Below are 24,132 nucleotides of genomic sequence, written 5' to 3' on the forward strand. Positions count from 1 at the left end.
AACAGTTACGTAGAAAAAGGAGTAGTATTATGACACAGGTTAACGTCGGTATTGTTGGAGCAACAGGTTACGGTGGCGTCGAACTAATTCGGTTGTTAGACGGTCATCCACATTTTAATATTCATTCGGTTTATTCATCTTCACAGAATGATTTGCCAATATCTGAAGTTTATCCACACTTATCCCATTTTGCATATAAATTAAAAGAAATTAATCCTAAAGAAATGGCAAAAGAAGTTGAACTGGTTTTCACAGCAACTCCTTCAGGGGTATCGAGTAAACTAGTTCCCACACTAATTAACGAAGGATTAAAAGTAGTTGATCTCTCAGGAGATTTTCGATTAAAAGATGAAGAGTTATATGAGCAATGGTATAAAAAGCCTTCTGCTAGTTTGGAAGATTTAGAGAAGGCCATTTATGGCTTATCAGAATGGTTTGCAGATGAGGTATCATCCGCTGACTTTATTTCAAACCCAGGATGTTACCCAACGGCAACGTTATTAGGGCTAGCACCGCTTGCTCAAGAAAAGATAGTGGTTTCTAATTCTATTATTATTGATGCAAAGTCCGGTATTTCAGGAGCGGGTCGTGGGCTGTCTCAACTCGCACATTATGCTGAAATTAATGAAAATATGAAAATCTATAAAGTTAATAAGCATCAACATATTCCAGAAATTGAATCCGTATTATCACGATGGGATTCTGAAATTGGTAACGTAATGTTTAATACGCATCTCATTCCAATGACGCGAGGAATCATGACTACGATGTACGCACAATTAAAAGAAGAAAAGTCGATAGAAGAACTTCATGCACTGTATGTGCAGGCGTATGAAGCAAAGCCTTTTGTTCGAGTGAGGAAGCTGGGAGAATTTCCATCAACAAAAGAAGTGAGCGGATCAAACTATTGTGATATAGGCCTTGATTACGATGAGCGTACAAAAAGGGTCACAATTGTCTCAGTCATTGATAACTTGATGAAGGGTGCAGCAGGGCAAGCCGTACATAATGCAAATATCATGCTGGGCTTTGAAGAGAATTTAGGTATTAATGGATTACCTGTTTATCCATGATGAGCAGCGTAGGAGGGAATAATGTGATTACAGTAAAAAAGAGTTTGCTAGATATTAAAAAGATAGAGAATGGTACAGTTGTTAGTCCAAAAGGATTTTCCGCTGCGGGAGTTCACGCAGGACTTCGATATGAGAAAAAAGATATTGGGGTTATTATGAGTGAAGTGCCTGCTAATTGTGCGGCAGTTTATACGCTGAATACGTTTCAAGCAGCACCTTTATATGTGACAAAAGATAGCATCAGTCAAGAACAAAAATTACAAGCCGTTGTTGTGAACAGCGCTTGTGCGAATGCTTGTACAGGTGAGCAAGGTTTAGAAGACGCATATGAAATGCGTGCTACAAGCGCTGAGCAGTTTCACGTACCGGCTCATTATGTAGCCGTCGCTTCTACAGGAGTAATTGGCGAACTATTAAACATGAAGAAGATTAATGCAGGAATTAAGCAACTCCAACCAGTAAACACACAGAAAGGAGCAGAAGCTTTTCAAACAGCGATTTTAACAACTGACACGGTGATGAAAACTGCTTGTTATGAAGTGGTCGTAGATGGAAAAACCGTTACGATTGGTGGAGCAGCAAAAGGGTCAGGTATGATTCATCCTAACATGGCAACGATGCTTGGATTTGTAACGACAGATGCCAATATCGAATCAGCTGTTTTACAAGATGCGCTTCGCTCTATTACGAATAAAAGTTTTAACCAAATTACGGTTGATGGAGATACATCAACAAACGATATGGTGTTAGTACTTGCAAATGGCAAGGCTGAAAACGAAACGCTAACGGTCAATCACTCTGATTGGAAAGCATTTTATGAGGCACTTCGACTTGTGTGTGAGGATCTTGCCAAGCAAATTGCTCGCGATGGAGAAGGCGCAACAAAGCTTATTGAAGTAAATGTTGAAGGCGCTGCTACCAACGAAGAAGCCAATATAATTGCTAAACAAATTGTTGGTTCAAGTCTTGTCAAAACAGCGATGTACGGAGCGGATGCAAACTGGGGAAGAATTATTTGCGCAGTTGGCTACAGTGGAGTCAAAATTAATCCAAATGATATAACGGTGGCGTTAGGTGACATCGTGATGCTGAAAAATAGTCAGCCTCAAGCGTTTGATGAAGAAGCGGCTAAAAACTATTTACAGCAGGAACATGTAGCTGTGAATGTATCTCTTAATGAAGGAACAGCCAAAGGGAAAGCATGGGGGTGTGACTTAACCTACGATTACGTGAAAATTAATGCAAGTTACCGAACGTAAGGAGAGAAGACGATGTCAGGTGTAAAAACAATTGTTATAAAATGTGGAGGAAGCATCATTAATCAGCTAACCAATTCATTTTTTCGGGATTTAAAAAAGCTGATTGACAGTGGACATAATATTGTATTGGTACATGGTGGCGGTCCAGATATTGCGAATATGCTAGCAAAGCTTAATATTGAAGCAGAGTTTGTCGATGGCTTGCGCCGAACATCTAAAGAAGCCTTAGAAGTAGTGACAATGGTGCTCTCAGGAAAAGTAAACAAACAGCTGGTGCGTGATATTCAAATTCAAGGCCTCCAAGCAGTTGGTTTATCAGGGTGTGATGCACAGCTCTTAGAAGCTGAAGCTATCGACTTTGAAAAGTTAGGTTATGTCGGCGAAGTGGTTTCTGTTAATGAGCAGCTTTTAAAGCAGCTAATAGATCAAAGTTATATTCCAGTTATTTCATCAATTGGTTTAAATAGACAAGGTGAGATATTTAACATCAATGCTGATGTAGCAGCAGGTTCGATTGCTAAGGCACTCGGAGCAGAAAAGCTCATGTTTGTAACGGATGTGCAAGGTGTTTTAAAAGACCAGCAGCTGTTACCAGAATTGACGGTAGAAGAAGTGAACTACCTAATCGAAGAGAAAACCATTTATGGTGGTATGATTCCGAAGGTCATGTCAGCAGTCAAAGCGCTGTCTCCAACGCTACACGAAGTCAATATTATCAGCGGTATTAACGGCTTTTTAGATCAAAATGGAAACTTAGTCGGAACTGCAATTAAACATACTATTAAAGGTGGAGAGGACAAAGATGAGCTCGTTATTTCCAACGTATCAACGTCTTGATATACATGTAAAAGAAGCAAACGGAACACATTTAACGGATGAAAAGAATCAAACATATTTAGATTTTATTTCAGGCATTGCCGTATGTAACGTGGGACATCGTCATCCGGAAGTTCAAAAAGCAGTAGAAGAACAGTTAAATAAAGTATGGCACGTGTCTAATTTATTTCATCAATCCATTCAAGAAGAAGTAGCTAGCTTGCTTGTTGCTAATTCAAGCGGAGACGCAGTATTCTTTTGTAACAGCGGAGCAGAAGCTAACGAAGCAGCTATTAAACTAGCGAGAAAGCATACCAAAAAGCATAAAATTATTACGTTTACGAAATCATTCCATGGTCGTACGTTTGCAACAATGACGGCAACTGGGCAAGCAAAAATTCATGAAGGATTTGGACCGCTTGTTAATGAGTTTGTTTATCTTCCATATAATGACGTAGAAAGCTTAGAGGCGGAAATGGATGATACGGTAGCTGCAATCATGACAGAAGTTGTTCAAGGTGAAGGCGGGGTAGTGCCAGGAACAGAAAGTTTTTTAACAACTATTCAAAAGCTATGTCAGGAATACGGTGCGCTGTTTATTGTCGATGAAGTACAAACAGGAATCGGTCGAACAGGTAAACCATTTGCTTATCAGCATTTTAATTTATCTCCTGATATTATTACAGCTGCAAAAGGGTTAGGAAGCGGAATGCCTGTTGGTGCGATGATTGGGAAAGCCTTTTTAACGGAGTCATTTGGACCAGGAAGCCATGGTACGACATTTGGAGGGAATCCAATTGCCTTAGCATCGGCTAAAGCAACGCTACAAATTATTTTTAATAAGCAATTCTTAGAAGAAGTCAATGCCAAGTCAGTCACTTTCAACAATCGGTTAGCAGAAATGCTAGAAAGCTATTCGGTTGTTAAAGAAGTTCGTGGAAAAGGTTTTATGATTGGTATTGAATGCGGTGAATATCAAGCACAGTTAATCACTGAGATGCGTGAAAAAGGGCTCTTAGTGTTAGGTGCAGGTCCTCACGTGATACGTTTACTACCGCCATTAACAGTAAGTAATGAAGAATTGGCAGAAGCACTAAATATTATAAAGCAAGTATTTCAAGAGCTTAAGGTAACGATATAACCGGTATTTTTTTGGGATTTATGTATAAAAATTCTTTAAAATAAATAATTATTCGAAGAGGGATGCAAAATGAATGGATATTTACATTTAGCAAACGGAGATTCATTTGAAGGTAGTATTGAACATACTGCCTCTCACCAAGCAAGCGGAGAAATTGTCTTTTTTACAGGAATGACAGGCTATCAAGAAGTTGTGACGGATCCTTCTTATAAAGACCAGATTATTGTTTTCACCTATCCATTGATTGGAAATTACGGAATTAATGAAAAAGACTTTGAAAGTAAAAAACCTCATGTAGCAGGCGTTGTCGTATACGAATGTTCCGATGAAGGATTCCATTATGAAGCGATGTATAGCTTTAAGCAATATTTGAAAAAGTGGAATATTCCTCTTATCACACATGTGGATACGAGAGCGGTCGTTAAACGAATTCGAAAAGAGGGTACAATGCAAGCAGCCTTTTCCGCTTCTGCTCAAGGTAACGTAGTAACGCACTCTGAACCATACGTAGTTAAGCAAGTATCAACGAAAGAAGTTGTATCACACGCTGGAGATAAACAACATATTGTACTAATGGATTTTGGCTGTAAGAAGTCTATTTTACAAGAATTGTTAAACCGTGGTTGCAAAGTGACGGTGGTTCCTTATTCGACTTCACTAGACGAAATTAAAGACTTAAAGCCAGATGGAATTGTTCTATCAAACGGACCGGGAGACCCGATGCAAGTGGCGAATCAATTATCAGAAATCAAAGCAATTATCAGTAAGTATCCAACGCTTGGAATTTGCTTTGGTCACCAGTTAATTGGCCTAGCGTTCGGTGCAAAAACCAAAAAATTAATGTTCGGTCATCGTGGAGCAAATCAGCCTGTTATTGATTTATTCACGAACAAAGTATGTATGACGTCACAAAACCATAGCTATGTGGTAGATGAAATGACAATCGAACAAACGCCTCTTAAAGTACGATTTAAAAATGTAAATGATCAGTCAGTTGAAGGTCTTGTACATGAGCAACTTCCGGTGTTATCAGTACAGTATCACCCAGAAGCGCATCCGGGACCAAGTGATAGCACATATATCTTTGATGAATTTATGAAGCAAGTACAGCAAGTTGGGAGCGAAAAAGTATATGCCTAAAGATAAAACAATACAAACCATTTTAGTTATTGGCTCTGGTCCAATTGTCATTGGGCAAGCAGCGGAATTTGATTACTCGGGCACACAAGCGTGTCTTTCACTGAAAGAAGAAGGCTATGAAGTCATTTTAATTAACAACAACCCGGCTACCATTATGACGGATACGCATATAGCTGATCGCATTTATTTTGAACCACTCACAGTGGATTCTGTTGAAAAGGTTATTGCAAAAGAAAAACCAGATGGACTTTTAGCAACACTAGGAGGACAAACGGGACTGAACTTAGCGTTAGAGCTACATGAACATCAAATTTTAGAAAAATACGGTGTGAAACTGCTAGGTACACCAATTGAATCTATTAAGCAAGGAGAAAGCCGTGAAGAGTTTCGTGCTCTGATGCAAGAACTAAATGAACCGGTTCCTGAAAGTGAAGTTGTAACAGAAGTTGAGCAAGCGTTAACGTTTGCGAAAGAAATCGGCTTTCCAGTTATTGTTCGACCAGCCTATACTCTGGGTGGAACTGGTGGAGGGATTGCACATTCACTAGAAGAACTTGAAAAGCTTGCTACGTCAGGTCTTCGGGAAAGTGCTATTCACCAATGTTTAGTTGAAAAAAGCATCGCAGGATTTAAAGAAGTAGAGTATGAAGTCATGCGTGATGCCAACGGAACATGCATTACAATTTGTAACATGGAAAATATTGATCCAGTTGGTGTACATACAGGGGATTCTGTTGTAGTCGCACCTTCACAAACATTAACAGACGTTGAGTATCAGATGCTGCGTTCATCATCGATTAAAATTATCTCAGCGCTTGGTATTATTGGTGGTTGTAATATTCAATTTGCGCTTGATCCTACTAGCAAGCAATATTATCTGATTGAGGTAAATCCGCGCGTCAGTCGTTCATCAGCTTTAGCATCAAAAGCGACGGGATATCCAATTGCAAAGATTGCAGCGAAACTATCCGTTGGATATAACCTTCATGAGTTATTAAACCCTGTTACGGGCGATACGTATGCTAGCTTTGAACCAGCGTTAGACTATGTGGTTGTTAAGTTTCCTAGATGGCCATTTGATAAATTCTTCTATGCAGAAAGAACGCTCGGAACGCAGATGAAAGCAACAGGTGAAGTAATGGCGATTGATCGTACCTTTACAAGAAGCTTCCAAAAAGCATTATCATCTCTTGAAATTGATTTAAATGGACTAGAAGTAGAAGAACTACAAGCTTTATCTTTAGAAGCTCTATTTGATAAGCTAGCAGATCAAAGTGACGAGCGAATCTTTATCATTTTAGAATTGCTACGTCGAAGTGTGACAACAACAGAGATTCATGAAAAAACGAAAATTGATTATTTCTATTTAAATCATTTCAGTAACTTAATTAAACAAGAGCAAGAATTAAAGAACGTTAATTTGGATTCAATTGAAAAAGAAGCACTAAAGAATGCAAAAGAACAAGGCTTTACTGATGCATATTTAGCATCGATCTGGAATGTTTCAGAGCTGCAAGTACGCTCGAAGCGTAAAAATATGAAGATTTATCCAAGCTACAAAATGGTTGATACGTGCGCAGCAGAATTTGAATCATCTACTGCATATTTCTATTCTAGCTACTATGGGGAAAATGAAATCGAAACGTCTTCAAACAAAAAAGTGGCAATTATCGGGTCTGGACCGATTCGAATTGGGCAAGGTGTAGAATTTGACTACAGCTCTGTACACGGTGTGTGGGCGCTTGAAAAGGCCGGTTATGAAACAATTTTAATTAACAACAATCCAGAAACGGTTAGCACAGACTTTGAAGTAGCAGATCGCCTCTATTTTGAACCAGTTACGGTTGAAGATGTCTTAAACGTTTTAGAAGCAGAAAGCGTAAATGACGTTATCGTTCAGTATGGCGGGCAAACGGCTATTTCATTAGTTAAAGGACTTGAAGAAGCAGGAGTGAACTTGCTTGGTATTACTAACAGCATGATTGATGCACTGGAAGACCGCGAACAATTTTATCAGCTGTTAGACGATTGTCATATTCCTCATATTCCTGGTGAGATGGCAGACAACGAGCAACAGCTTGTGAAAAAGGCAAAAGAAATGGGCTTTCCATTATTAATTCGTCCTTCTTACGTTATTGGAGGAAAAGGAATGCTTACGCTTCAAAGTGAACAGGAGCTCATGGATTGTTTATCATCCATTAAACCATCACATTTCCCAATGCTTCTCGATGCTTACTATCCAGGGCAAGAAGCTGAAGTGGATGTCGTTTGCGATGGAAAAGACGTTTTAATTCCAACAATCGTTGAGCATGTTGAAAAAGCAGGTGTTCACTCTGGTGATAGCTATGCGCTTCTACCAGCTCAAAGTGTAACGAACGCTCATAAACAACAAATGGTTTTATATGCTCAAAAAATTGTTCAAAAGCTTAACTATAAAGGAATTATGAATATTCAATATGTAATCTATAACGACGAAGTATATGTTTTAGAGGTAAACCCTCGTGCAAGTCGTACAGTCCCTGTTGTAAGTAAAGTATGCGATGTTCCGCTTATTTCGCTATCAACGCAAGTATTGCTCGGGAAATCTTTGTCGGAAATGAGCGAACAAACGGGTTTATTGCCAGACCCATCATACGTAACAGTTAAGTTTCCTGTCTTTTCGACAAGTAAGTTATCAGGAGTGGACCCGCTTGTTGGGCCGGAAATGAAATCAACGGGAGAAGGAATTGCGATTGCTTCTACAATTGAAGAAGCATCTAAAAAAGCATTTCATCAATACGTAACATCTAAAAAAGAAGCTGTTGAAGTCTATATTGATGCAGCAGAAGTATCAGAAGAGTTAAAAACAGCGATTACCCATGCTGGCTTGAAACTGGCAGATACGAAAGATTTACAAGCTTGGACAAAAGGTAAAGAAGCATTACTATTTGTAAGTTTTGATTCTGCAAAGAAAGATAATCGTATGCTTGCATTAAAGCACGGTCTGCTAGTACTAACAGAACTAGAAACGTTTGAACTGTTCTTACAGTCATATCATGTAAGTGAGTATAGTGTATCGTCAATACAAGAATGGTTTCAACATAACGAAAAGGAAGTGACAATCTCATGAGTACCGTATCAGCATCCGCAAACTTAAAAGGTAAAGATTTGCTCACGTTAAAAGATTTAACACCAGAAGATATTATGTTTTTACTAGAAAGCGCCATTATCTTAAAAGAAAAGCATGAAAATGGAGAAATCGTTAAAACGCTTGAAGGAAAAACATTGGGAATGATTTTTGAAAAGTCATCTACACGAACGCGTGTATCGTTTGAAGCAGGCATGCTTCAGCTAGGTGGAAATGCCTTGTTTTTAAGCAGTCAAGACCTTCAAATTGGCCGCGGTGAAACAATTGGCGATACGGCTCAAGTGCTGTCGCAGTTTATCGATGCGATTATGATCCGTACGTTTGAACATTCTAAAATAGAAGAGCTGGCAGAATACGCTTCTATCCCGGTAATTAATGGCTTGACGGATGATTATCATCCGTGCCAAGCACTAGCGGATTTGCTTACAATTTATGAGCATAAACAAACGTTCAGCGGTTTAAAGGTAGCTTACGTAGGTGACGGAAATAATGTAGCTCATTCACTAATGATTGCATGTGCAAAAATGGGAGTTGATTGTTCAATTGGTTGTCCCTCTGGCTATGAACCAAAGGAATTTGTAACGGAATATGCAAAAAAAGTTGCCAGCGAAACTGGAGCAACCATTACAATTACAGAAAATCCTGTTAAAGCTGTTCAAAATGCTGATGCTATTTATGCAGATGTATGGACGAGTATGGGGCAGGAAGAAGAAGCGAAAAAGCGTTTAGAAGTATTTGCTTCGTATCAAGTGAACGATGAGCTTGTTCAGCATGCTAAGTCAGATTATCTGTTTTTACATTGCTTACCTGCACATCGTGAAGAAGAAGTAACAGCAAGCATTATTGACGGGCCGAACTCCGTTGTATTCCAGCAAGCCGGAAATCGCATGCACGTACAAAAAGCATTGCTGCAAGCAATATTAGCATAATGATGGCATAAAGAGACTGGGACATAAGTATTTCAGCCAATGAACTGTCCGAGCTATTGAAAGTTAAATTCTTTTGGTAGCTCGGATAGTTTTTGTTGGTTTGAAAAACCACTAAAAACTAGCGGAATGGAGCTTAAGACACTCGACTCTCGCGGAAAGCGAATGTCTTAAGCGCAGTGGAACGAACTTGTTTTTACAACCTAACTCGTTTAGAAACGTTATGGTTCGTCTTAGAGATGGAATCATTTCGTTATGTCACAGCTTGTTGTATATATGTTCCTTTCGTATCATGTTTAATTTGGACAATCCCGGGGAACACGATAAACATATTAAGCAGAACGAAAGGTGAGGACATAATGAAAGTTTTAGTAGTAGGAGCAAATGGAACAACAGGTAAGCAAGTAGTTGAATTATTAGCTAGCTCTAGTCAACACCAACCATATGCAATGGTTCGTGAAGAAGAACAAAAACAAGCATTCGAACAACAAAATGTAGATGTGGTATTAGCTGATTTAGAAAAAGACGTATCAGAAGCAGTTAAAGGAATGGATGCTGTTATCTTTACCGCAGGATCTGGTGGTCATACGGGAGATGATAAGACAATTGCCGTGGATCAAAATGGAGCGAAGAATGTTATTGATGCAGCAAAGAAAGCAGGAGTGAAGCGCTTTGTTATGTTAAGTTCAATGGGGACGGATGCGCCTGAGCAAGGTCCAGATGGGCTTCAACTCTATCTTCGTGCCAAAGCAATTGCGGATGAGTATTTAAAACAATCAAACCTAGCGTATACAATTGTTCGTCCAGGAAGTTTATCAGATGATAAAGCCACTGGAGAAATTGATGTGAACACAGACATTGCTGACAAATCAGCAACAATTCCTCGAGCAGACGTTGCCAAAGTACTTGTAGCAAGCTTAGATGAAGAAACAACAGTTGGCAAAACGTTTGAAATATTAAGCGGTAAAACAGAAATTGAACAAGCAATTCAATTTGCTCATTAAAAAAATGCGGATGGAAAAAACCATCCGCATTTTTTGTTTAAAGGAAAATAACCACTAATGCACCGACAATAAAGCAGTAAATGGCAAAGTATTTTAAGTTTCCTCGCGCCATAATGCCCATAAACCACTTTAATGAGAAGTAAGAAGCGATTAATGAAGCAAAGAAAGCTACTGTATAGGGTAGTAATAGCTCAGAAACGTTTGGATCATTTAAGATGTCGCTAATTCCTAATACTGTTACACCTAAGCTCACGGGAATGTAAAGTAAAAATGAGAAACGAAGAGCCGTTTCTTGCTTTGTTCCGCGTAGCATAGCAGCAACAATTGTTGCCCCTGAGCGACTAATTCCAGGGATAAGCGCTACGGCCTGTGCTAATCCAATAATGATAGCGTCTTTTACAGAAAGCGCTGCGTCATTTTTTCGCCCGCGAAGGTTACGAATAATCCAAAGGGCAATACCTGTAGCAATTAAAGCAAAACCAAGCACTTTTAATGATTTTAGATTGGCTTCAATTACATCGCCAAACAGTACACCGATAACGCCTGCTGGAATTGTTCCTATAATTAAATAGATAATAAATTGAAAATCTGATTTCGAATTTGGATCTTTTGTTTTTAAGAACTTAAGGCCATTTACAATAAGTCGAATAATATCTTCACGATAAATAATGAGTACCGCAATGAGAGAAGCTGTATTGACTAAAATTTCAAAACTGAGGCCTTCAATATTTAAACCGAATAAATGTTGAGCTAGTACAATATGTCCGCTAGACGAGACAGGAATTGGCTCTGTAATCCCTTGGAAAAGGCCTAAAAATAAATATTTCAAAAGCAAATAAAATTGTTCCATGCATAAATCCTTTCTACATTTTTAATAGTTAATTTAGATACTTGTTAAAGGTACATATCCCAGTATAAAAAAACTTTGCGCCACTGTGAAGTGAAAAGGGGAATTCCTTTAAATGTAAACGCTTTTTCTAATGTTTTCCTAGTTCATATCCTGATTATGAAATGAAAAACAGGGGGCATAGTATAAGAGAAGAGCTGGATTTTATTAATGAAGGAGGAAGGGAAATGGGACAAAATCGTCATTTTACAGCAGGTCAAAAAGCGCCAAATAACGGTGTTTATATAGAAATTGGTGAAACTGGAAGCAACGTGAATCATCCGAAAAAAGTGAAGTTAAAAGCAGGAGATCGCTTTCCAGAAACGTCTAATGATGATCGTCATTGGACATATATTAGAAAGCCATAATACGCAAGTAAAGCCATCTTCTGCAGATGGCTTTACTTGCGTGGGAAAACCATTTTATAATATGAAATAAAGGTCAAAAATAGTCAAAAACGGAGGGGTTTCAATGGATGTAAATAAAATGACGCAAAAGCTTCAGGAAGGAGTTATGAACGCACAATCTGAGGCCATCAAGCGAGGTCATCAAGAAATTGATAGTCTACACTTGCTTTACTCATTGATTCATCAGCCAGATGGAATTGCAGTTCGTATTTTAGAGCACTTACATATTGAAACAGAGAAGTTTGTAAAAAGTGTAGAAGCGGAGCTAGCGAAAAAGCCGTCTGTAACAGGTTCAGGTGTTGAAGCTGGCAAAATATATATTACGTCTGCTCTACAGCAACTGCTCGTTAAAGCTCAAGAAGAGGCAGACGGTTTAAAAGACGAGTACATGGCGGTGGAGCATTTATTTTTAGCCGCTGCTAATGAGGCCTCTACAACTAGCTTGGGAAGGTTGTTTAGCCAGTACGGAATCACGAAGCAAAAACTAATGGAAGTTCTGCAAAAAATTCGTGGCAACCAGCGCATTACGAGCCAAACACCAGAAGGCACATATGAAGTTTTAAGCAAGTATGGTCGTGATTTGGTAGCAGAAGTACGAGAAGGCAAAGTAGATCCTGTTATTGGACGAGATCAAGAAATTCGTCGCGTGATTCGAATCCTGTCTCGTAAAACGAAGAATAATCCAGTATTAATCGGAGAACCAGGCGTTGGGAAGACGGCGATTGTAGAAGGACTTGCACAGCGTATTGTGCGAAGAGATGTGCCGGAAGGATTAAAGGATAAAATGGTGTTTGCTCTAGATATGGGAGCCTTAGTAGCAGGAGCGAAGTTTCGCGGTGAATTTGAAGAGCGTTTAAAAGCGGTGTTACAAGAAGTCAAAAAAAGCAATGGCCAAATTTTATTATTTATTGATGAGCTTCATACCATTGTAGGAGCTGGCCGTACAGATGGAGCCATGGATGCTGGAAATTTACTCAAGCCAATGCTTGCTCGTGGTGAACTTCACTGCATTGGAGCAACAACCCTGGATGAATACCGTCAATATATTGAAAAAGACCCTGCGTTAGAGCGCCGCTTTCAGCAAGTGTTAGTTGAAGAGCCAACGGTAGAAGATACGATTTCTATTCTTCGAGGGTTAAAAGAACGATTTGAAATTCATCACGGTGTAAACATCCATGACCGGGCTCTTGTTTCAGCTGCTGTTATGTCAGATCGCTACATATCTGACCGTTTTTTGCCCGATAAAGCAATTGATCTGATTGACGAAGCGTGTGCAACCATTCGAACAGAAATTGATTCTATGCCAGCAGAATTAGATGAGGTAACAAGAAGAGTCATGCAGCTGCAGATTGAAGAGGCTGCATTAAGTAAAGAAACGGACTTTGCTAGTACACAGCGTCTAACCGCTATTCGGGAAGAAGTAGCGAACTTAACTGAAAAAGCAGACGTGATGAAGCTTCAATGGGAGAAGGAGAAGCAGTCCATTCAAGCTGTCCAAGACGTCAGGGAAAAGCTAGAAAAAGCAAAGCGAGATCTAGAAGAAGCAGAAGGGCGTTATGACCTAAATAAAGCAGCAGAGCTTCGTCATGGACATATTCCAGCCTATGAGAAAGAATTAAAACAGCTTGAGGCCGAAGCTGCAAAAAAACAAGAGTCTCGTTTGCTGCGTGAAGAAGTTACGGAAGAAGAAATTGCAGAAATTGTGGGACGATGGACAGGCATTTCAGTGTCAAAGCTCGTAGAAGGAGAGCGAGAAAAGCTGTTAAAAATGGAATCTATTTTAAAAGCGCGCGTAATTGGGCAGGATGAGGCAGTGTCGCTTGTAACTGATGCGGTGATTCGAGCACGAGCAGGCATTCAAGATCCAAATCGCCCAATCGGTTCGTTTATCTTTCTGGGCCCAACTGGAGTTGGAAAGACAGAATTAGCTAAAACGTTAGCTGAAACGTTGTTTGACAGCGAAGATCATATTATTCGTATTGATATGTCTGAGTACATGGAAAAGCATGCAGTTTCACGCTTGATTGGTGCTCCTCCAGGATATGTTGGCTATGAAGAAGGAGGACAGTTAACGGAAGCTGTTCGTAGAAAACCATACTCCGTGGTCTTGCTGGATGAAATTGAAAAAGCACATCCAGAGGTGTTTAACGTGCTCCTTCAAATGTTGGATGATGGAAGGATAACAGATTCAAAAGGAAAGACCGTTGATTTTAAAAATACGATTATTATTATGACATCGAATATTGGTTCACAAACACTGTTAGAAGGTTTAACAGAAGATGGAAACATTGAGGAGTCAAGTCGAGAACAAGTACTTCAGCAGCTTCGCCAGCATTTTCGACCTGAGTTTTTAAATCGTGTGGATGACACGATTTTATTTAAGCCACTGTCAGTGAGTGAAGTAAAATCAATTATTGAAAAGCTTCTTAAGCAGCTTGAAAGCCGTTTGCAAGAAAGACATATTACGCTGACACTAACTGAAGAAGCAAAAAATTACATTGCGAAAGCAGGGTTTGATCCTGTTTATGGTGCGCGCCCGCTTAAACGATTTATTCAAAAGTATGTTGAAACTAAAATTGCTAGGGAATTAATTGCTGGCCATATCACAAATCATAGCGATGTAGTTATTGATAATAGAGGTGAAGAGTTCATTATTGAACAATAAATAAAAGACCATTTAGTGATGGGACTGACCCCATAAAGTGAGACAAATAAAAAACACCTTTAAGTTGAAAACTGGGTATGTAGTACCTAACAATCACTTGGAGGTGTTTTTTCTATGGGAACAAGAGTCAGTTATCCAGTCGAAATAAAGTTAAAAGCGATTGAAATGAGGTTAGCCGGTGTACCTGTAAAAGAAGTCTTATCACAACTAAACATTCGGAATCCTACCCAATTAAAAACATGGATGAAGTGGTATCAAAATGGGGATGTACACCGGTTGGAACAGCCAGTAGGCAAGCAATATGCCTATGGAAAAGGTCCTGATTTTGAAAACGAGACAGCTAAGTTAAAGACTGAGAACCGACAATTAAAGCAACAAATCGAGATTTTAAAAAAGTACAAGGAATTGGAAAGGAAGTGGTACCAGAAATCGCAGTGAACCTAGTGGAAGAGTTAAAAGAACAAATCCCTATTTATCAAATCTGTTTCCATCTTGGTATTCCTCGGTCCACTTACTACCGTTGGAAGCAGCATAGTCAACAGGATACACGAAAGAAATGGATGGAACAGCAAGTGGGTGAACAATGTCGTGCACACAAGTTTCGATATGGCTATCGGAAGATCACAGCTGTACTCAAGCGAACCATGAAGATTAACCACAAGTTTGTGCAGCGTACCATGCAGAAATACGGTTGGCAATGTCGCGTTAAACGGAAGAAACGGCAGCGAACAGGGCAACCTTATCAGGTTGCAGAGAATATATTAAATCGTGACTTTCGAGCTGAACGCCCTCTTCAAAAGCTTGTGACCGATATTACGTACTTGCCTTTTGGGCCGAAACCATTGTATCTTTCAAGTATTCAAGATTTATTTAACGGAGAAATTATTGCGTATTCCATTGGTGATTGTCAAAATGTCGCGTTTGTTTTAGACACGCTTAACCAACTCCCTTCTCTACCGGAAGGGTGCACGTTGCATAGTGATCAAGGCTCTGTGTACACATCGTATGCTTATCAACAAACAATTAAAGAGAAAGGCATTATCATGAGTATGTCCCGAAAAGGGACGCCTGCAGATAATGCCTCAATTGAATCGTTTCATTCCTCACTAAAGTCTGAAACGTTCTACCTTGACGAGTTGACATACACTACGACTACCATCATAGAGCAAACCGTCAAAAGCTATATTACGTATTATAACCATGCCCGTATTCAAACAAAATTAAACAACCAGTCTCCTGTACAATACAGAAAACGGGTTGTTTAAAAGGTGTTTTGATTCCTGTCTCAAAAACAGGGGTCAGTCCCGATTGCTAAATGGTCTTTTTGTGCTTTTAAAAAACGAAGTGTATTCTCGTAAGCATTGGAGCTATAGAATCGATCTTTTTAATGAGCAAAAAACTACCTTTGTGAGAATGGATTTTTACTATTGACTATAATTGTAAGCGCTTATAGAATGAGTATAAATTATTGAATTCGCTTTCTTAGCAAAGCACTATTTGGGATCCTAAAAGAAACAACGGACAGTAAATAATTATGCGTATACTTGTTTGGTTTCAAAAGAACTTATACAGATAAAGGAGGAAAGCAATAGTAAACTAGAGAAAGGTGATGCTAACGAAATAAGCGATATTAAGGGATAACAAGCTAATAGCAGAGCACCTAACGAAAGAGTCAACAACGCGCTTTTTTTCATTTCTATAAAGAGGTGAAGAGAAAGCCAGACTAAAATGAAATAAAATGGAATCATACATACGAGCGTAAATAAACGATAGCTATGTAACACCTGCTCGTTTATAAATGAAAAAATTCCGTTGAAAATTACGACCATATATAATATGAAAAAAAATAAGTCGTTAATTTGCACGAAAAGAAGACAAGCTCTTACTTTCATTACTTTGTTTAGCGCTTGTTGAATCAATAGCGTATAAAAAAAAGTAAGCAGCAGTATAAATAGATTCATTAAAGAGGTATAGAAATCATCGAACTGTCTGACAAAAAACAGTATGATGATATGAAAACAGCTAATTGTAAGCGTTACGAAAGTAGATGTTTGCTTCAAAAATATCTCTCCTTCATCAAAATGCACACGACAGAAAATAGAAAAGGGTGTTCATCAATGAATATAGTCACTGTGGGATCATTTATATTCTTTACCGTTTTAGTAGCATATATTTCATATCGCTTTACTCGCGATGAAAATCTTGAAACATCAGAAGGATATTTTTTAGGGGGAAGAAGCTTAACTGGTTGGGTTATTGCTGGGTCTCTGTTATTGACGAACTTATCAACAGAGCAGCTTGTAGGCTTAAATGCGGATGGTTATTCGTTTAATATGTCCGCAATGGGCTGGGAAGTAGGTTCTTCAATCGCTCTTGTATTGGTTGCGTTATTTTTACTTCCACGCTATTTAAAAGGTGGAATTACAACAATTCCAGACTTTCTAGAATCTCGATTTGATTCAGGCACTAAACAGATTGTTACCATTTTATTTTTATTTGGCTATGTACTAAATTTATTACCTCCTATTTTATATTCAGGAGCCACTGCACTAAGCAGCATCTTTAATGTTCAAGGCATGTTTGGAGTTAGTTCAACGACCGCGCTGTGGATTACAGTGTGGGGAATTGGAATTATTGGATCAATTTACGCAATATTCGGAGGATTGAAAGCGGTTGCTGTATCAGACACGGTAAATGGCATTGGTTTATTGATTGGAGGATTAATGATTCCATTTTTAGGGCTGATGGCTTTAGGTGATGGTTCACCAGTTGATGGATTCAATAAAATTATGGAAAATACCCCCGAGAAGCTAAACTCAATTGGTGGAGAGAAAGATCCCGTGCCGTTCAGCACGATGTTTACGGGAATGCTACTTGTAAACTTGTTTTATTGGGGAACAGCACAGCATATTATGCAGCGTGCATTAGCTGCCAAAAATCTTAAAGAAGGGCAAAAAGGGTTAATTATTGCAGCATTTTTAAAGCTATTAGGACCAGCATTTTTAATTATCCCTGGTATTATTGCATTTAATATTTTTGGACCAGGACTTCCACCGATGGAAGCGTATCCAAAGCTGGTTAATCATGTATTGCCAACGCCACTTGTTGGTTTCTTTGCCGCTGTATTATTCGGAGCTATTTTATCATCGTTTAACTCAGCGTTAAACTCGAGCGTTACGCTTTTTGTTTTAAATATTTACAAGCCTTATTTTAAGCCAAAAGCTACGGATAAAGAGCTTGTGAAAAATGGAAAATTGGTAGGCGTATTCTTAGCTATTTTTGCAATGTGCGTAGCGCCTTTAATTGCAAATGTACCAAACGGATTCTTTGCATATCTTCAGATGGTTAACGGTTTTTATAACGTTCCAATCTTTACGATTGTATTTATCGGCTATGTAACGAAAAAAGTGCCTGCGGTTGCAGCAAAAGTGTCATTAGCTGTATTTATCTCAATCTATGCCGTAACGCAGCTAGTATGGGATACAGGCTTACACTATCTTCACATTTTAGCCATCTTATTCGTTTTATGTAGCGGATTAATGTTTATCATCGGAAAAATTGCTCCAAAGCAAGATCTATATGTGTTAGAAGATCAAAAAGCAGTAGATTTAACCCCTTGGAAGCTTCTGTATCCGATGGGAATTGCAGCGGTTCTTGCAATGTTAGTAGTTTACGCGCTCTTTTCACCAATTGGAATTGCTTCTTAAGACAAAAGAGGCTGGGATATAAATATTTCAGTCAACGAGATATCCGACCGATTGCTAACCTGCAATCGGTCGGATATTTTTTGTTCGTTCCGAAAACAAGTTGAAAAACTGGTGGAATGAAGCGTAAAAGACGACTTCTGCGGGAAAGAGAGAAAGAGCTGGGAACCCGCAGCGAAGCGAACAGGCTGGGATTCTTCCCCGCGGAAAGCAAGTGTCTGGGGCGCAATGTAACAAACTTGTCTCTAGAGAGTAGAGTATTTTACGGGTTGAATGAATATTTCTTATCTTGCATATTGTCGAACGAAGTACTATCCTTTAAGATAATAAGCACAAAGCGTAATTCGATTAGAGGTTAAGGAAAGGAATCGGTTGAATTTATGAAAGAACATGTTGAGCGCGTATATGATGAGGCATATGACTTTATTGATCAAGCACTTCAACAAATTAGAAGCGTTGAATGCACTGAAGAAGCAGATGATGAAATAAAAGAAAAAAGACAGCGTACGGAAATTGCTTTGCAAGCAGCACGCGACATTTTAGAAAATATGATTATTCCGGGTAAGAAACTTACTTTTATTTATGAAAACGGCTCTGTTGTTGTAGAAATACCGGAAAAATAAATGAAAATCCCTTTGTTGTCGAGAATCTTGGACAACAAAGGGATTTTTTTGCTTGTACGATTATTTTGGAAGAATAAAAAGCTCATCAATTGATGCGTTGCTCTTTCGATACTGTCCAGGCGTTATATTTGTGGTTTTACGAAACACCTTCGTAAGGTAATTAGCATTGGCATAGCCGACATTTTCTGCAATCTCTTCAATTGAGTATTTTGTTTGGTTCAAAAGTTCAGCTGCTTTTTGAACCCGCATCTTTGTTAAATATTGAATCGGAGTCAATCCCGTTGTTTGCTTAAATAAGCGGCTGAAGTGATAGCGAGATAAATTTGCTGATTCCGCCATTTCATCTGGGCCGATTTCTTCATGATAATGGTTTCTAGCAAATAAGATAGAGCTAATAATGCTCTCAGGCCAGTCTTCAGTAAAGGAGTCCATATTCTTTACATATTGATAAAGCTCCATTACAAAGCGATAGCACAGGCTTGATGCATAAAATGGATCTGTAATGTTTTTTTCACTTGCTCCCTTATAGATTTGAGCCAGAAGCTGTATCGGTGCTGATTCGGGGTGGAATCGAATGACTGACTGGAACTTTGTTTTGATGTAATCCCAGCATTTTTTCACTTCATCACCATACAACGTTAAAAAGATAAATTCCCAATTTTCACTCTCTTTAGGTAAATAATATCTATAGTCTCCCGGCGTGCTGACAATAAAGGCTTTACCTGCATCTACCTTATATTGAGTTCCGTCTACTTCAATCATTCCATATCCAGACACTGTATATTGAAAAATATATTTCCCTACCTCTTTTCGCTGTTTCCCGCTCCAATTATAAAGAGGAGAGTATACTTCATCCCATCCCACTGACCATAGCTGTGCAACATCACTGGTACGGGATTCGAAGAAACGATAAGCATAGGTAGCATATTCTTTTGTTTGAAATTGTGGTAGCAAATTTTCACCTTCTTTTTTTAAAAATGTTGTTATTTATACTTTAACGTAATCGTTTTCATTTCGCTATATATATTTCACTTTATTTATGAAAATATTAAAAAAGGAGACTGAGACATAAGTAATTCAGTCCTTACTATACCTGAACGATTGAGAGTTCATAACTTTTAATCGTTCAGGTTTTTTGGTTGATTGTGAAAACAATGTTGGAAACAGGGTGGAATGGAGCGTAGGACACTCGACTCCTGCGGGAAAGAGAGGGAAAACGGAGATCCCGCAGCGCAGCGAGGAAGCTCAGGTTCCTCCCCGCGGAAAGCGAGTGACCGTAGCGCAATGGAACGAACGAGTTGAGACAAATCAAAGAGATGGGAACAGCGAGTGTTCGTCTTTTAGAAGCAATCATTTTGCTATGTCCCAAACTCTTTACATTCTCAAAAGATATCCACTGTTTTTATTAGCAGTGGGTGTTCATAATTGTAAGTTTGTTAGCAAGAAATTACCGTTTACAGGGATTATTTTTACCATTGAGAAAACGTGCTTAACGCTTTTAAAATAGAGGCATGAATACGTTTACAGTTTGGCGATAACGATATAAAAAAGAAACAGGTGATGTGACATGATAGGTGAATTAATTAAAAAGTTTCAAGAAATCTTTCAAACAACGGAAAACGTTCGTTGCTTCTTCGCACCAGGACGCGTTAATTTGATTGGTGAACATACAGATTATAACGGAGGGCACGTATTTCCATGTGCTTTAAGTATTGGAACATACGCAGTTGTGCACAAGCGAAACGATCAGAAGGTTCGTATGTACTCGGCAAACTTTGAGGATAAAGGTGTAATAGAATACAAGCTTGATGAGCTTGTATTTGAAGAAGAACATGATTGGGCCAATTATCCAAAAGGAGTAATTAGCACATTTGTTAAAAATGGCTATGAACTAAGAAATGGATTTGACGTGTTATTCTATGGCAATATTCCAAATGGTGCTGGTTTATCTTCTTCAGCGTCTATCGAATTAGCAACGGCTGTTTTAGTAAATCAATTAGAAGAATTAGATATTGATATGGTCGAGATGGTTAAGATGTCACAGCAAGCGGAAAATGAATTTATTGGCGTTAGCTGTGGAATCATGGATCAATTTGCAATTGGAATGGGGAAAGAGGATAAGGCAATTCTGTTAAATTGCCAAACACTTGACTACACGTACAGCCCGCTTCAGTTAGAAAATGCAGTGTTAGTAATTGCAAACACGAACAAGCGAAGAGGGCTAGCAGACTCCAAATATAATGAACGCCGTTCTGAATGTGATCAAGCATTAGCAGACTTAAAAAGTAATTATGAGCTTGAGTCATTAGGCGATCTAACGAAGGCACAGTTTGAGCAGTTAAAACATTTGATTAAAAACCCAACGAATCAAAAGCGTGCAAAACACGCAGTTTATGAGAATGAACGAACAAAAGAAGCTGTGGTAAAGCTGAACAACGGTGATCTGCAAGGGTTTGGTTTATTAATGAACGAATCTCACCGCTCACTACGAGATGACTACGGAGTTACGGGAAAAGAATTGGATGCATTAGTTGAAGCTGCTTGGGTTCAAGAAGGTGTGATTGGTTCTCGAATGACAGGAGCAGGGTTTGGTGGTTGCACAATTAGTATAGTGAAAGAAAATAAGGTCGATTCATTTATTTCTGAAGTAAGCGCTGCTTATACAAAAGCAACAGGCTTACAAGCAAACTTTTACGTTGTTGAAGTTGGAGAAGGCGCACGAGAATTAGCATTGGAAACGGTATAAAAGGAGGAGCAAGAATGGCTGTATTAGTATGCGGAGGAGCTGGCTATATCGGTAGCCATACGGTAGCAGAGTTATTGAATAAAGGGAAAGACGTAGTCGTTGTTGATAACCTTCAAAAAGGTCATAAAGAAGCGATTTTAGAAGGCGTACGTTTATATGTTGGCGATTTAAGAGATACCGAGTTTTTAGATGAAGTTTTTCAGGAAAACGAGATTGAATCGGTTGTGCACTTTGCAGCGGATTCTCTTGTTGGAGAAAGCGTAACAGATCCTTTAACATATTACGATAACAATGTGTACGGCGCACTTTGCTTGTTAAAAGTGATGAATAAACATGGTGTTAAGCACATTGTATTTTCATCCACGGCTGCAGCATATGGAGAAGCAAAGAACTTTCCAATTTTAGAAGATGATCCAACAGAGCCAACAAACCCTTATGGTGAAACGAAGCTAGCAATTGAAAAAATGCTGAAATGGTCAGAGAAAGCGTATGGACTTCGTTATGTTGTTCTTCGCTACTTCAACGTTGCAGGTGCTCATATGGATGGGAAGCTAGGGGAAGATCATACGCCAGAAACACACTTAATACCAATCATTTTACAAGTAGCTCTTGGAAAACGTGAGCATATCTCAATTTTTGGTGCCGATTACGATACGAAAGACGGTACGTGCATTCGAGATTATATTCACGTAACAGATTTAGCTGATGCGCATGTATTAGCGCTTGAAAAGTTAGCGCTTGACAATACAAGCGGTACCTACAATTTAGGGAACGGAAACGGCTTTACAGTTAAAGAAGTAATTGATGCTGCGCGTAAAGTGACGAATCATTCCATTCCAGCTATCGTTGCGCCGAGACGTGCGGGAGACCCAGCCAAACTAGTAGCATCTTCTCAAAGAGCAATGGATGAACTGGGTTGGAATCCACGCTATACGTCAATGGAGCAAATGATTGAAAGTGCATGGAAATGGTTTCAAGCACATCCGGAAGGGTATAAACAGCCTCAGCGATAAAAAGCTGTTAGAAAATAGCTTAGCCATAGATTACGGAACGAGAAGAGAGGAAGATTGTATGTCAGTCAACATTCATGAACAAATTCAAAGACTTATTCAATACGGATTGCAAAAAGAGCTTATAACAGCATGGGACGTTGATGTTGTTCGGAATAAGCTGTTAGAAATACTGCAGCTCGATGAATATATCCCAGCGGCTGTTAGCCAAGAAACCTATGAAAATCCAGTTGGTATTTTAGAGAAAATGCTTGATTGGGCGGCTGAACACAATCTAATAGAAGATACCATTACGTACCGAGATTTACTAGATACAAAAATCATGAGTAGTTTTGTGCCGCTTCCATCTGAGGTTAATCGCCGTTTTTATCAAACATTTCAACAAGAAGGCGCGCAGCAAGCTACGCAAGGTTTTTATCAATACTCAAAAGATGTTCACTATATTCGAACAAATCGAATTGCTAAAAATGAGGGGTGGCTGACTGATACACCGTATGGTCAGTTAGAGATTACGATTAACCTATCAAAGCCAGAAAAAGACCCAAAAGCAATTGCTGCGAGCAAGACGTTGAAGGAGAGCTCATATCCTAACTGTCTGCTTTGCAAAGAGAATACGGGCTATGCGGGACGTGTTAATCATCCAGCTAGACAAAACCATCGCATCATCCCTGTTGAACTTGCAGAAGAGCAGTGGTACCTGCAGTTTTCACCTTATGTTTATTATCAAGAGCATGCGATTGTCTTTTCCGGTGAACATACGCCAATGAAAATTTCATCGGCTACGTTTGAACGTCTACTATCATTTACGGACCAATTTCCGCATTACTTTTTGGGGTCAAATGCAGATTTGCCCATCGTAGGAGGATCCATTTTAACTCACGATCATTTTCAAGGTGGAAATCATGAGTTTCCAATGGCTAAAGCACACGTAGAAGCAACTTTTACAATGGAAGACTATCCGACAGTTAAAGCGGGAATTGTCAAGTGGCCGATGTCCGTTATCCGCTTGCAGAGCACTGATAAAAAGGAGCTAGTGGAATGCGCTAATCATGTATATAAAACATGGCAGCAGTACAGTGATGAAAGCGTTGGGGTTCATGCTTTCACGGGGGAAACGCCGCATAATACGGTAACCCCAATTGCGAGAAGAAGAGGAGAATTATTTGAGTTAGACCTTGTTCTTCGAAATAATCGAACGAGTATCGAGCATCCCGATGGTATTTACCATCCTCATCAAGAAGTCCACCACATTAAAAAAGAAAACATTGGGTTGATTGAAGTGATGGGACTTGCGGTATTACCGGGTCGCTTACAAGAAGAAATGCGTCTAGTCAGTGAATACTTGGTTAACGGAGATTGTACAATTCGAGATGAGCATGCACATATTCAAAAGCATGAAGCATGGATGAAACGGCTCCGAGAAAGCTATGAAGGCTTTACTAAAGAAAATGTCCAGCAAATTATTCGTAAGGAGCTTGGTACCACATTTATGACGATTTTAGAGCATGCTGGTGTATTCAAGCGAGACGAGCAGGGGAAAGAAGCTTTTCATCAATTTACAAAGCAGTTAAAAAAACAAACGGCACGTAGCGAATAACCTAGAAA

General features: G+C 39.1%; 18 protein-coding genes. 16 read left to right on the forward strand and 2 right to left on the reverse strand.

Annotation, left to right across the window (positions count from 1 at the left end):
• Positions 1-29 precede the first annotated feature (29 nt).
• The 8 genes from argC (at position 30) to MKZ18_RS04030 (ending at position 10,486) form a co-directional block, all read left to right on the forward strand.
• Positions 30-1,073 carry an N-acetyl-gamma-glutamyl-phosphate reductase gene (gene argC / locus MKZ18_RS03995; protein ID WP_076513400.1) on the forward strand — a complete coding sequence of 348 codons (1,044 nt, stop codon included), beginning with the start codon at positions 30-32 and terminating at the stop codon, positions 1,071-1,073.
• A gap of 26 nt (positions 1,074-1,099) precedes the next feature.
• Positions 1,100-2,332 carry a bifunctional ornithine acetyltransferase/N-acetylglutamate synthase gene (gene argJ / locus MKZ18_RS04000; protein WP_076513429.1) on the forward strand — a complete coding sequence of 411 codons (1,233 nt, stop codon included), beginning with the start codon at positions 1,100-1,102 and terminating at the stop codon, positions 2,330-2,332.
• A gap of 12 nt (positions 2,333-2,344) precedes the next feature.
• Positions 2,345-3,169, forward strand: coding sequence for an acetylglutamate kinase (gene argB, locus MKZ18_RS04005; protein WP_025908182.1), 825 nt, complete (start codon positions 2,345-2,347; stop codon positions 3,167-3,169).
• The gene (locus MKZ18_RS04010) at positions 3,135-4,289 is read left to right on the forward strand and encodes an acetylornithine transaminase (RefSeq protein WP_076513397.1); all 1,155 of its coding nucleotides are present in this window, start codon (positions 3,135-3,137) and stop codon (positions 4,287-4,289) included. Before argB ends, MKZ18_RS04010 begins: the two co-directional genes overlap by 35 nt.
• A gap of 69 nt (positions 4,290-4,358) precedes the next feature.
• Positions 4,359-5,429, forward strand: coding sequence for a carbamoyl phosphate synthase small subunit (locus MKZ18_RS04015; protein ID WP_061785610.1), 1,071 nt, complete (start codon positions 4,359-4,361; stop codon positions 5,427-5,429).
• Positions 5,422-8,538, forward strand: coding sequence for a carbamoyl phosphate synthase large subunit (locus MKZ18_RS04020; protein WP_076513395.1), 3,117 nt, complete (start codon positions 5,422-5,424; stop codon positions 8,536-8,538). The genes MKZ18_RS04015 and MKZ18_RS04020 overlap by 8 nt, the downstream gene beginning before the upstream one ends.
• Positions 8,535-9,485 (forward strand): ornithine carbamoyltransferase, encoded by a 951-nt coding sequence (gene argF / locus MKZ18_RS04025; protein ID WP_076513393.1) that lies wholly within the window; start codon positions 8,535-8,537, stop codon positions 9,483-9,485. Before MKZ18_RS04020 ends, argF begins: the two co-directional genes overlap by 4 nt.
• Positions 9,486-9,841: 356 nt before the next feature.
• A complete protein-coding gene (locus tag MKZ18_RS04030; protein ID WP_076513392.1) occupies positions 9,842-10,486 on the forward strand; it encodes an SDR family oxidoreductase in 645 nt (214 codons plus the stop codon).
• 37 nt (positions 10,487-10,523) lie between these two features.
• Here MKZ18_RS04030 and MKZ18_RS04035 read toward each other — a convergent pair whose 3' ends face one another.
• Complete coding sequence (locus MKZ18_RS04035; protein ID WP_061786502.1) at positions 10,524-11,336, reverse strand: undecaprenyl-diphosphate phosphatase; 813 nt, start codon at positions 11,334-11,336, stop codon at positions 10,524-10,526.
• Between the two features lie 224 nt (positions 11,337-11,560).
• Here MKZ18_RS04035 and MKZ18_RS04040 point away from each other — a divergent pair, with 224 nt between their 5' ends.
• The 5 genes from MKZ18_RS04040 to MKZ18_RS04060 all read left to right on the forward strand — a co-directional run bounded on the left by MKZ18_RS04040 (position 11,561) and on the right by MKZ18_RS04060 (position 18,771).
• Entirely contained in the window at positions 11,561-11,740 is a 180-nt protein-coding gene (locus MKZ18_RS04040) for a YjzC family protein (RefSeq protein ID WP_025908175.1), read from the forward strand.
• Positions 11,741-11,843: 103 nt separating this feature from the next.
• The gene (clpB, locus tag MKZ18_RS04045) at positions 11,844-14,444 is read left to right on the forward strand and encodes an ATP-dependent chaperone ClpB (protein ID WP_025908174.1); all 2,601 of its coding nucleotides are present in this window, start codon (positions 11,844-11,846) and stop codon (positions 14,442-14,444) included.
• A 114-nt stretch (positions 14,445-14,558) separates the two neighbouring features.
• Positions 14,559-15,709, forward strand: a protein-coding gene (locus MKZ18_RS04050) for an IS3 family transposase (protein ID WP_144594449.1) whose coding sequence is annotated in 2 segments (ribosomal slippage) — positions 14,559-14,832 and positions 14,832-15,709 — 1,152 coding nt in all. Because the reading frame shifts where the segments join, the coding sequence is not laid out codon by codon here.
• Positions 15,710-16,561: 852 nt separating this feature from the next.
• Complete coding sequence (locus tag MKZ18_RS04055) at positions 16,562-18,151, forward strand: solute:sodium symporter family transporter (RefSeq protein WP_025908172.1); 1,590 nt, start codon at positions 16,562-16,564, stop codon at positions 18,149-18,151.
• Between the two features lie 377 nt (positions 18,152-18,528).
• Entirely contained in the window at positions 18,529-18,771 is a 243-nt protein-coding gene (locus MKZ18_RS04060; protein ID WP_025908171.1) for a hypothetical protein, read from the forward strand.
• 60 nt (positions 18,772-18,831) lie between these two features.
• Here the strand turns inward: MKZ18_RS04060 and MKZ18_RS04065 are convergent, their stop codons facing one another.
• Complete coding sequence (locus MKZ18_RS04065) at positions 18,832-19,725, reverse strand: AraC family transcriptional regulator (RefSeq protein ID WP_025908170.1); 894 nt, start codon at positions 19,723-19,725, stop codon at positions 18,832-18,834.
• Between the two features lie 613 nt (positions 19,726-20,338).
• Between MKZ18_RS04065 and MKZ18_RS04070 the strand changes: the two genes are divergently transcribed.
• Genes MKZ18_RS04070 through galT form a run of 3 tightly spaced genes read left to right on the forward strand, consistent with a single transcriptional unit; the run spans position 20,339 to position 24,124 of the window.
• Positions 20,339-21,517: a galactokinase gene (locus MKZ18_RS04070; protein ID WP_061785433.1), complete on the forward strand. Its 1,179-nt coding sequence runs from the start codon at positions 20,339-20,341 to the stop codon at positions 21,515-21,517.
• A gap of 14 nt (positions 21,518-21,531) precedes the next feature.
• A complete protein-coding gene (galE, locus tag MKZ18_RS04075) occupies positions 21,532-22,530 on the forward strand; it encodes a UDP-glucose 4-epimerase GalE (protein WP_061785434.1) in 999 nt (332 codons plus the stop codon).
• 58 nt (positions 22,531-22,588) lie between these two features.
• Positions 22,589-24,124: a UDP-glucose--hexose-1-phosphate uridylyltransferase gene (galT, locus tag MKZ18_RS04080; protein WP_340842925.1), complete on the forward strand. Its 1,536-nt coding sequence runs from the start codon at positions 22,589-22,591 to the stop codon at positions 24,122-24,124.
• The last annotated feature ends 8 nt before the right edge of the window (positions 24,125-24,132 follow it).

It is taken from the genome of Priestia sp. FSL W8-0001, assembly GCF_038050335.1.
Classification (GTDB): Bacteria; Bacillota; Bacilli; order Bacillales; family Bacillaceae_H; genus Priestia; species Priestia flexa.

What these genes read in the sequence shown, in the direction of transcription:
- galT (WP_340842925.1), top strand. Translation starts at nt 22,589, where the DNA reads ATGTCAGTCAACATTCATGAACAAATTCAAAGACTTATTCAATACGGA.
- MKZ18_RS04055 (WP_025908172.1), top strand. Translation starts at nt 16,562, where the DNA reads ATGAATATAGTCACTGTGGGATCATTTATATTCTTTACCGTTTTAGTA.
- MKZ18_RS04040 (WP_025908175.1), top strand. Translation starts at nt 11,561, where the DNA reads ATGGGACAAAATCGTCATTTTACAGCAGGTCAAAAAGCGCCAAATAAC.
- argF (WP_076513393.1), top strand. Translation starts at nt 8,535, where the DNA reads ATGAGTACCGTATCAGCATCCGCAAACTTAAAAGGTAAAGATTTGCTC.
- MKZ18_RS04030 (WP_076513392.1), top strand. Translation starts at nt 9,842, where the DNA reads ATGAAAGTTTTAGTAGTAGGAGCAAATGGAACAACAGGTAAGCAAGTA.
- argC (WP_076513400.1), top strand. Translation starts at nt 30, where the DNA reads ATGACACAGGTTAACGTCGGTATTGTTGGAGCAACAGGTTACGGTGGC.
- argB (WP_025908182.1), top strand. Translation starts at nt 2,345, where the DNA reads ATGTCAGGTGTAAAAACAATTGTTATAAAATGTGGAGGAAGCATCATT.
- clpB (WP_025908174.1), top strand. Translation starts at nt 11,844, where the DNA reads ATGGATGTAAATAAAATGACGCAAAAGCTTCAGGAAGGAGTTATGAAC.
- MKZ18_RS04070 (WP_061785433.1), top strand. Translation starts at nt 20,339, where the DNA reads ATGATAGGTGAATTAATTAAAAAGTTTCAAGAAATCTTTCAAACAACG.
- MKZ18_RS04015 (WP_061785610.1), top strand. Translation starts at nt 4,359, where the DNA reads ATGAATGGATATTTACATTTAGCAAACGGAGATTCATTTGAAGGTAGT.
- galE (WP_061785434.1), top strand. Translation starts at nt 21,532, where the DNA reads ATGGCTGTATTAGTATGCGGAGGAGCTGGCTATATCGGTAGCCATACG.
- MKZ18_RS04020 (WP_076513395.1), top strand. Translation starts at nt 5,422, where the DNA reads ATGCCTAAAGATAAAACAATACAAACCATTTTAGTTATTGGCTCTGGT.
- MKZ18_RS04060 (WP_025908171.1), top strand. Translation starts at nt 18,529, where the DNA reads ATGAAAGAACATGTTGAGCGCGTATATGATGAGGCATATGACTTTATT.
- MKZ18_RS04035 (WP_061786502.1), bottom strand. Translation starts at nt 11,336, where the DNA reads ATGGAACAATTTTATTTGCTTTTGAAATATTTATTTTTAGGCCTTTTC.
- MKZ18_RS04010 (WP_076513397.1), top strand. Translation starts at nt 3,135, where the DNA reads ATGAGCTCGTTATTTCCAACGTATCAACGTCTTGATATACATGTAAAA.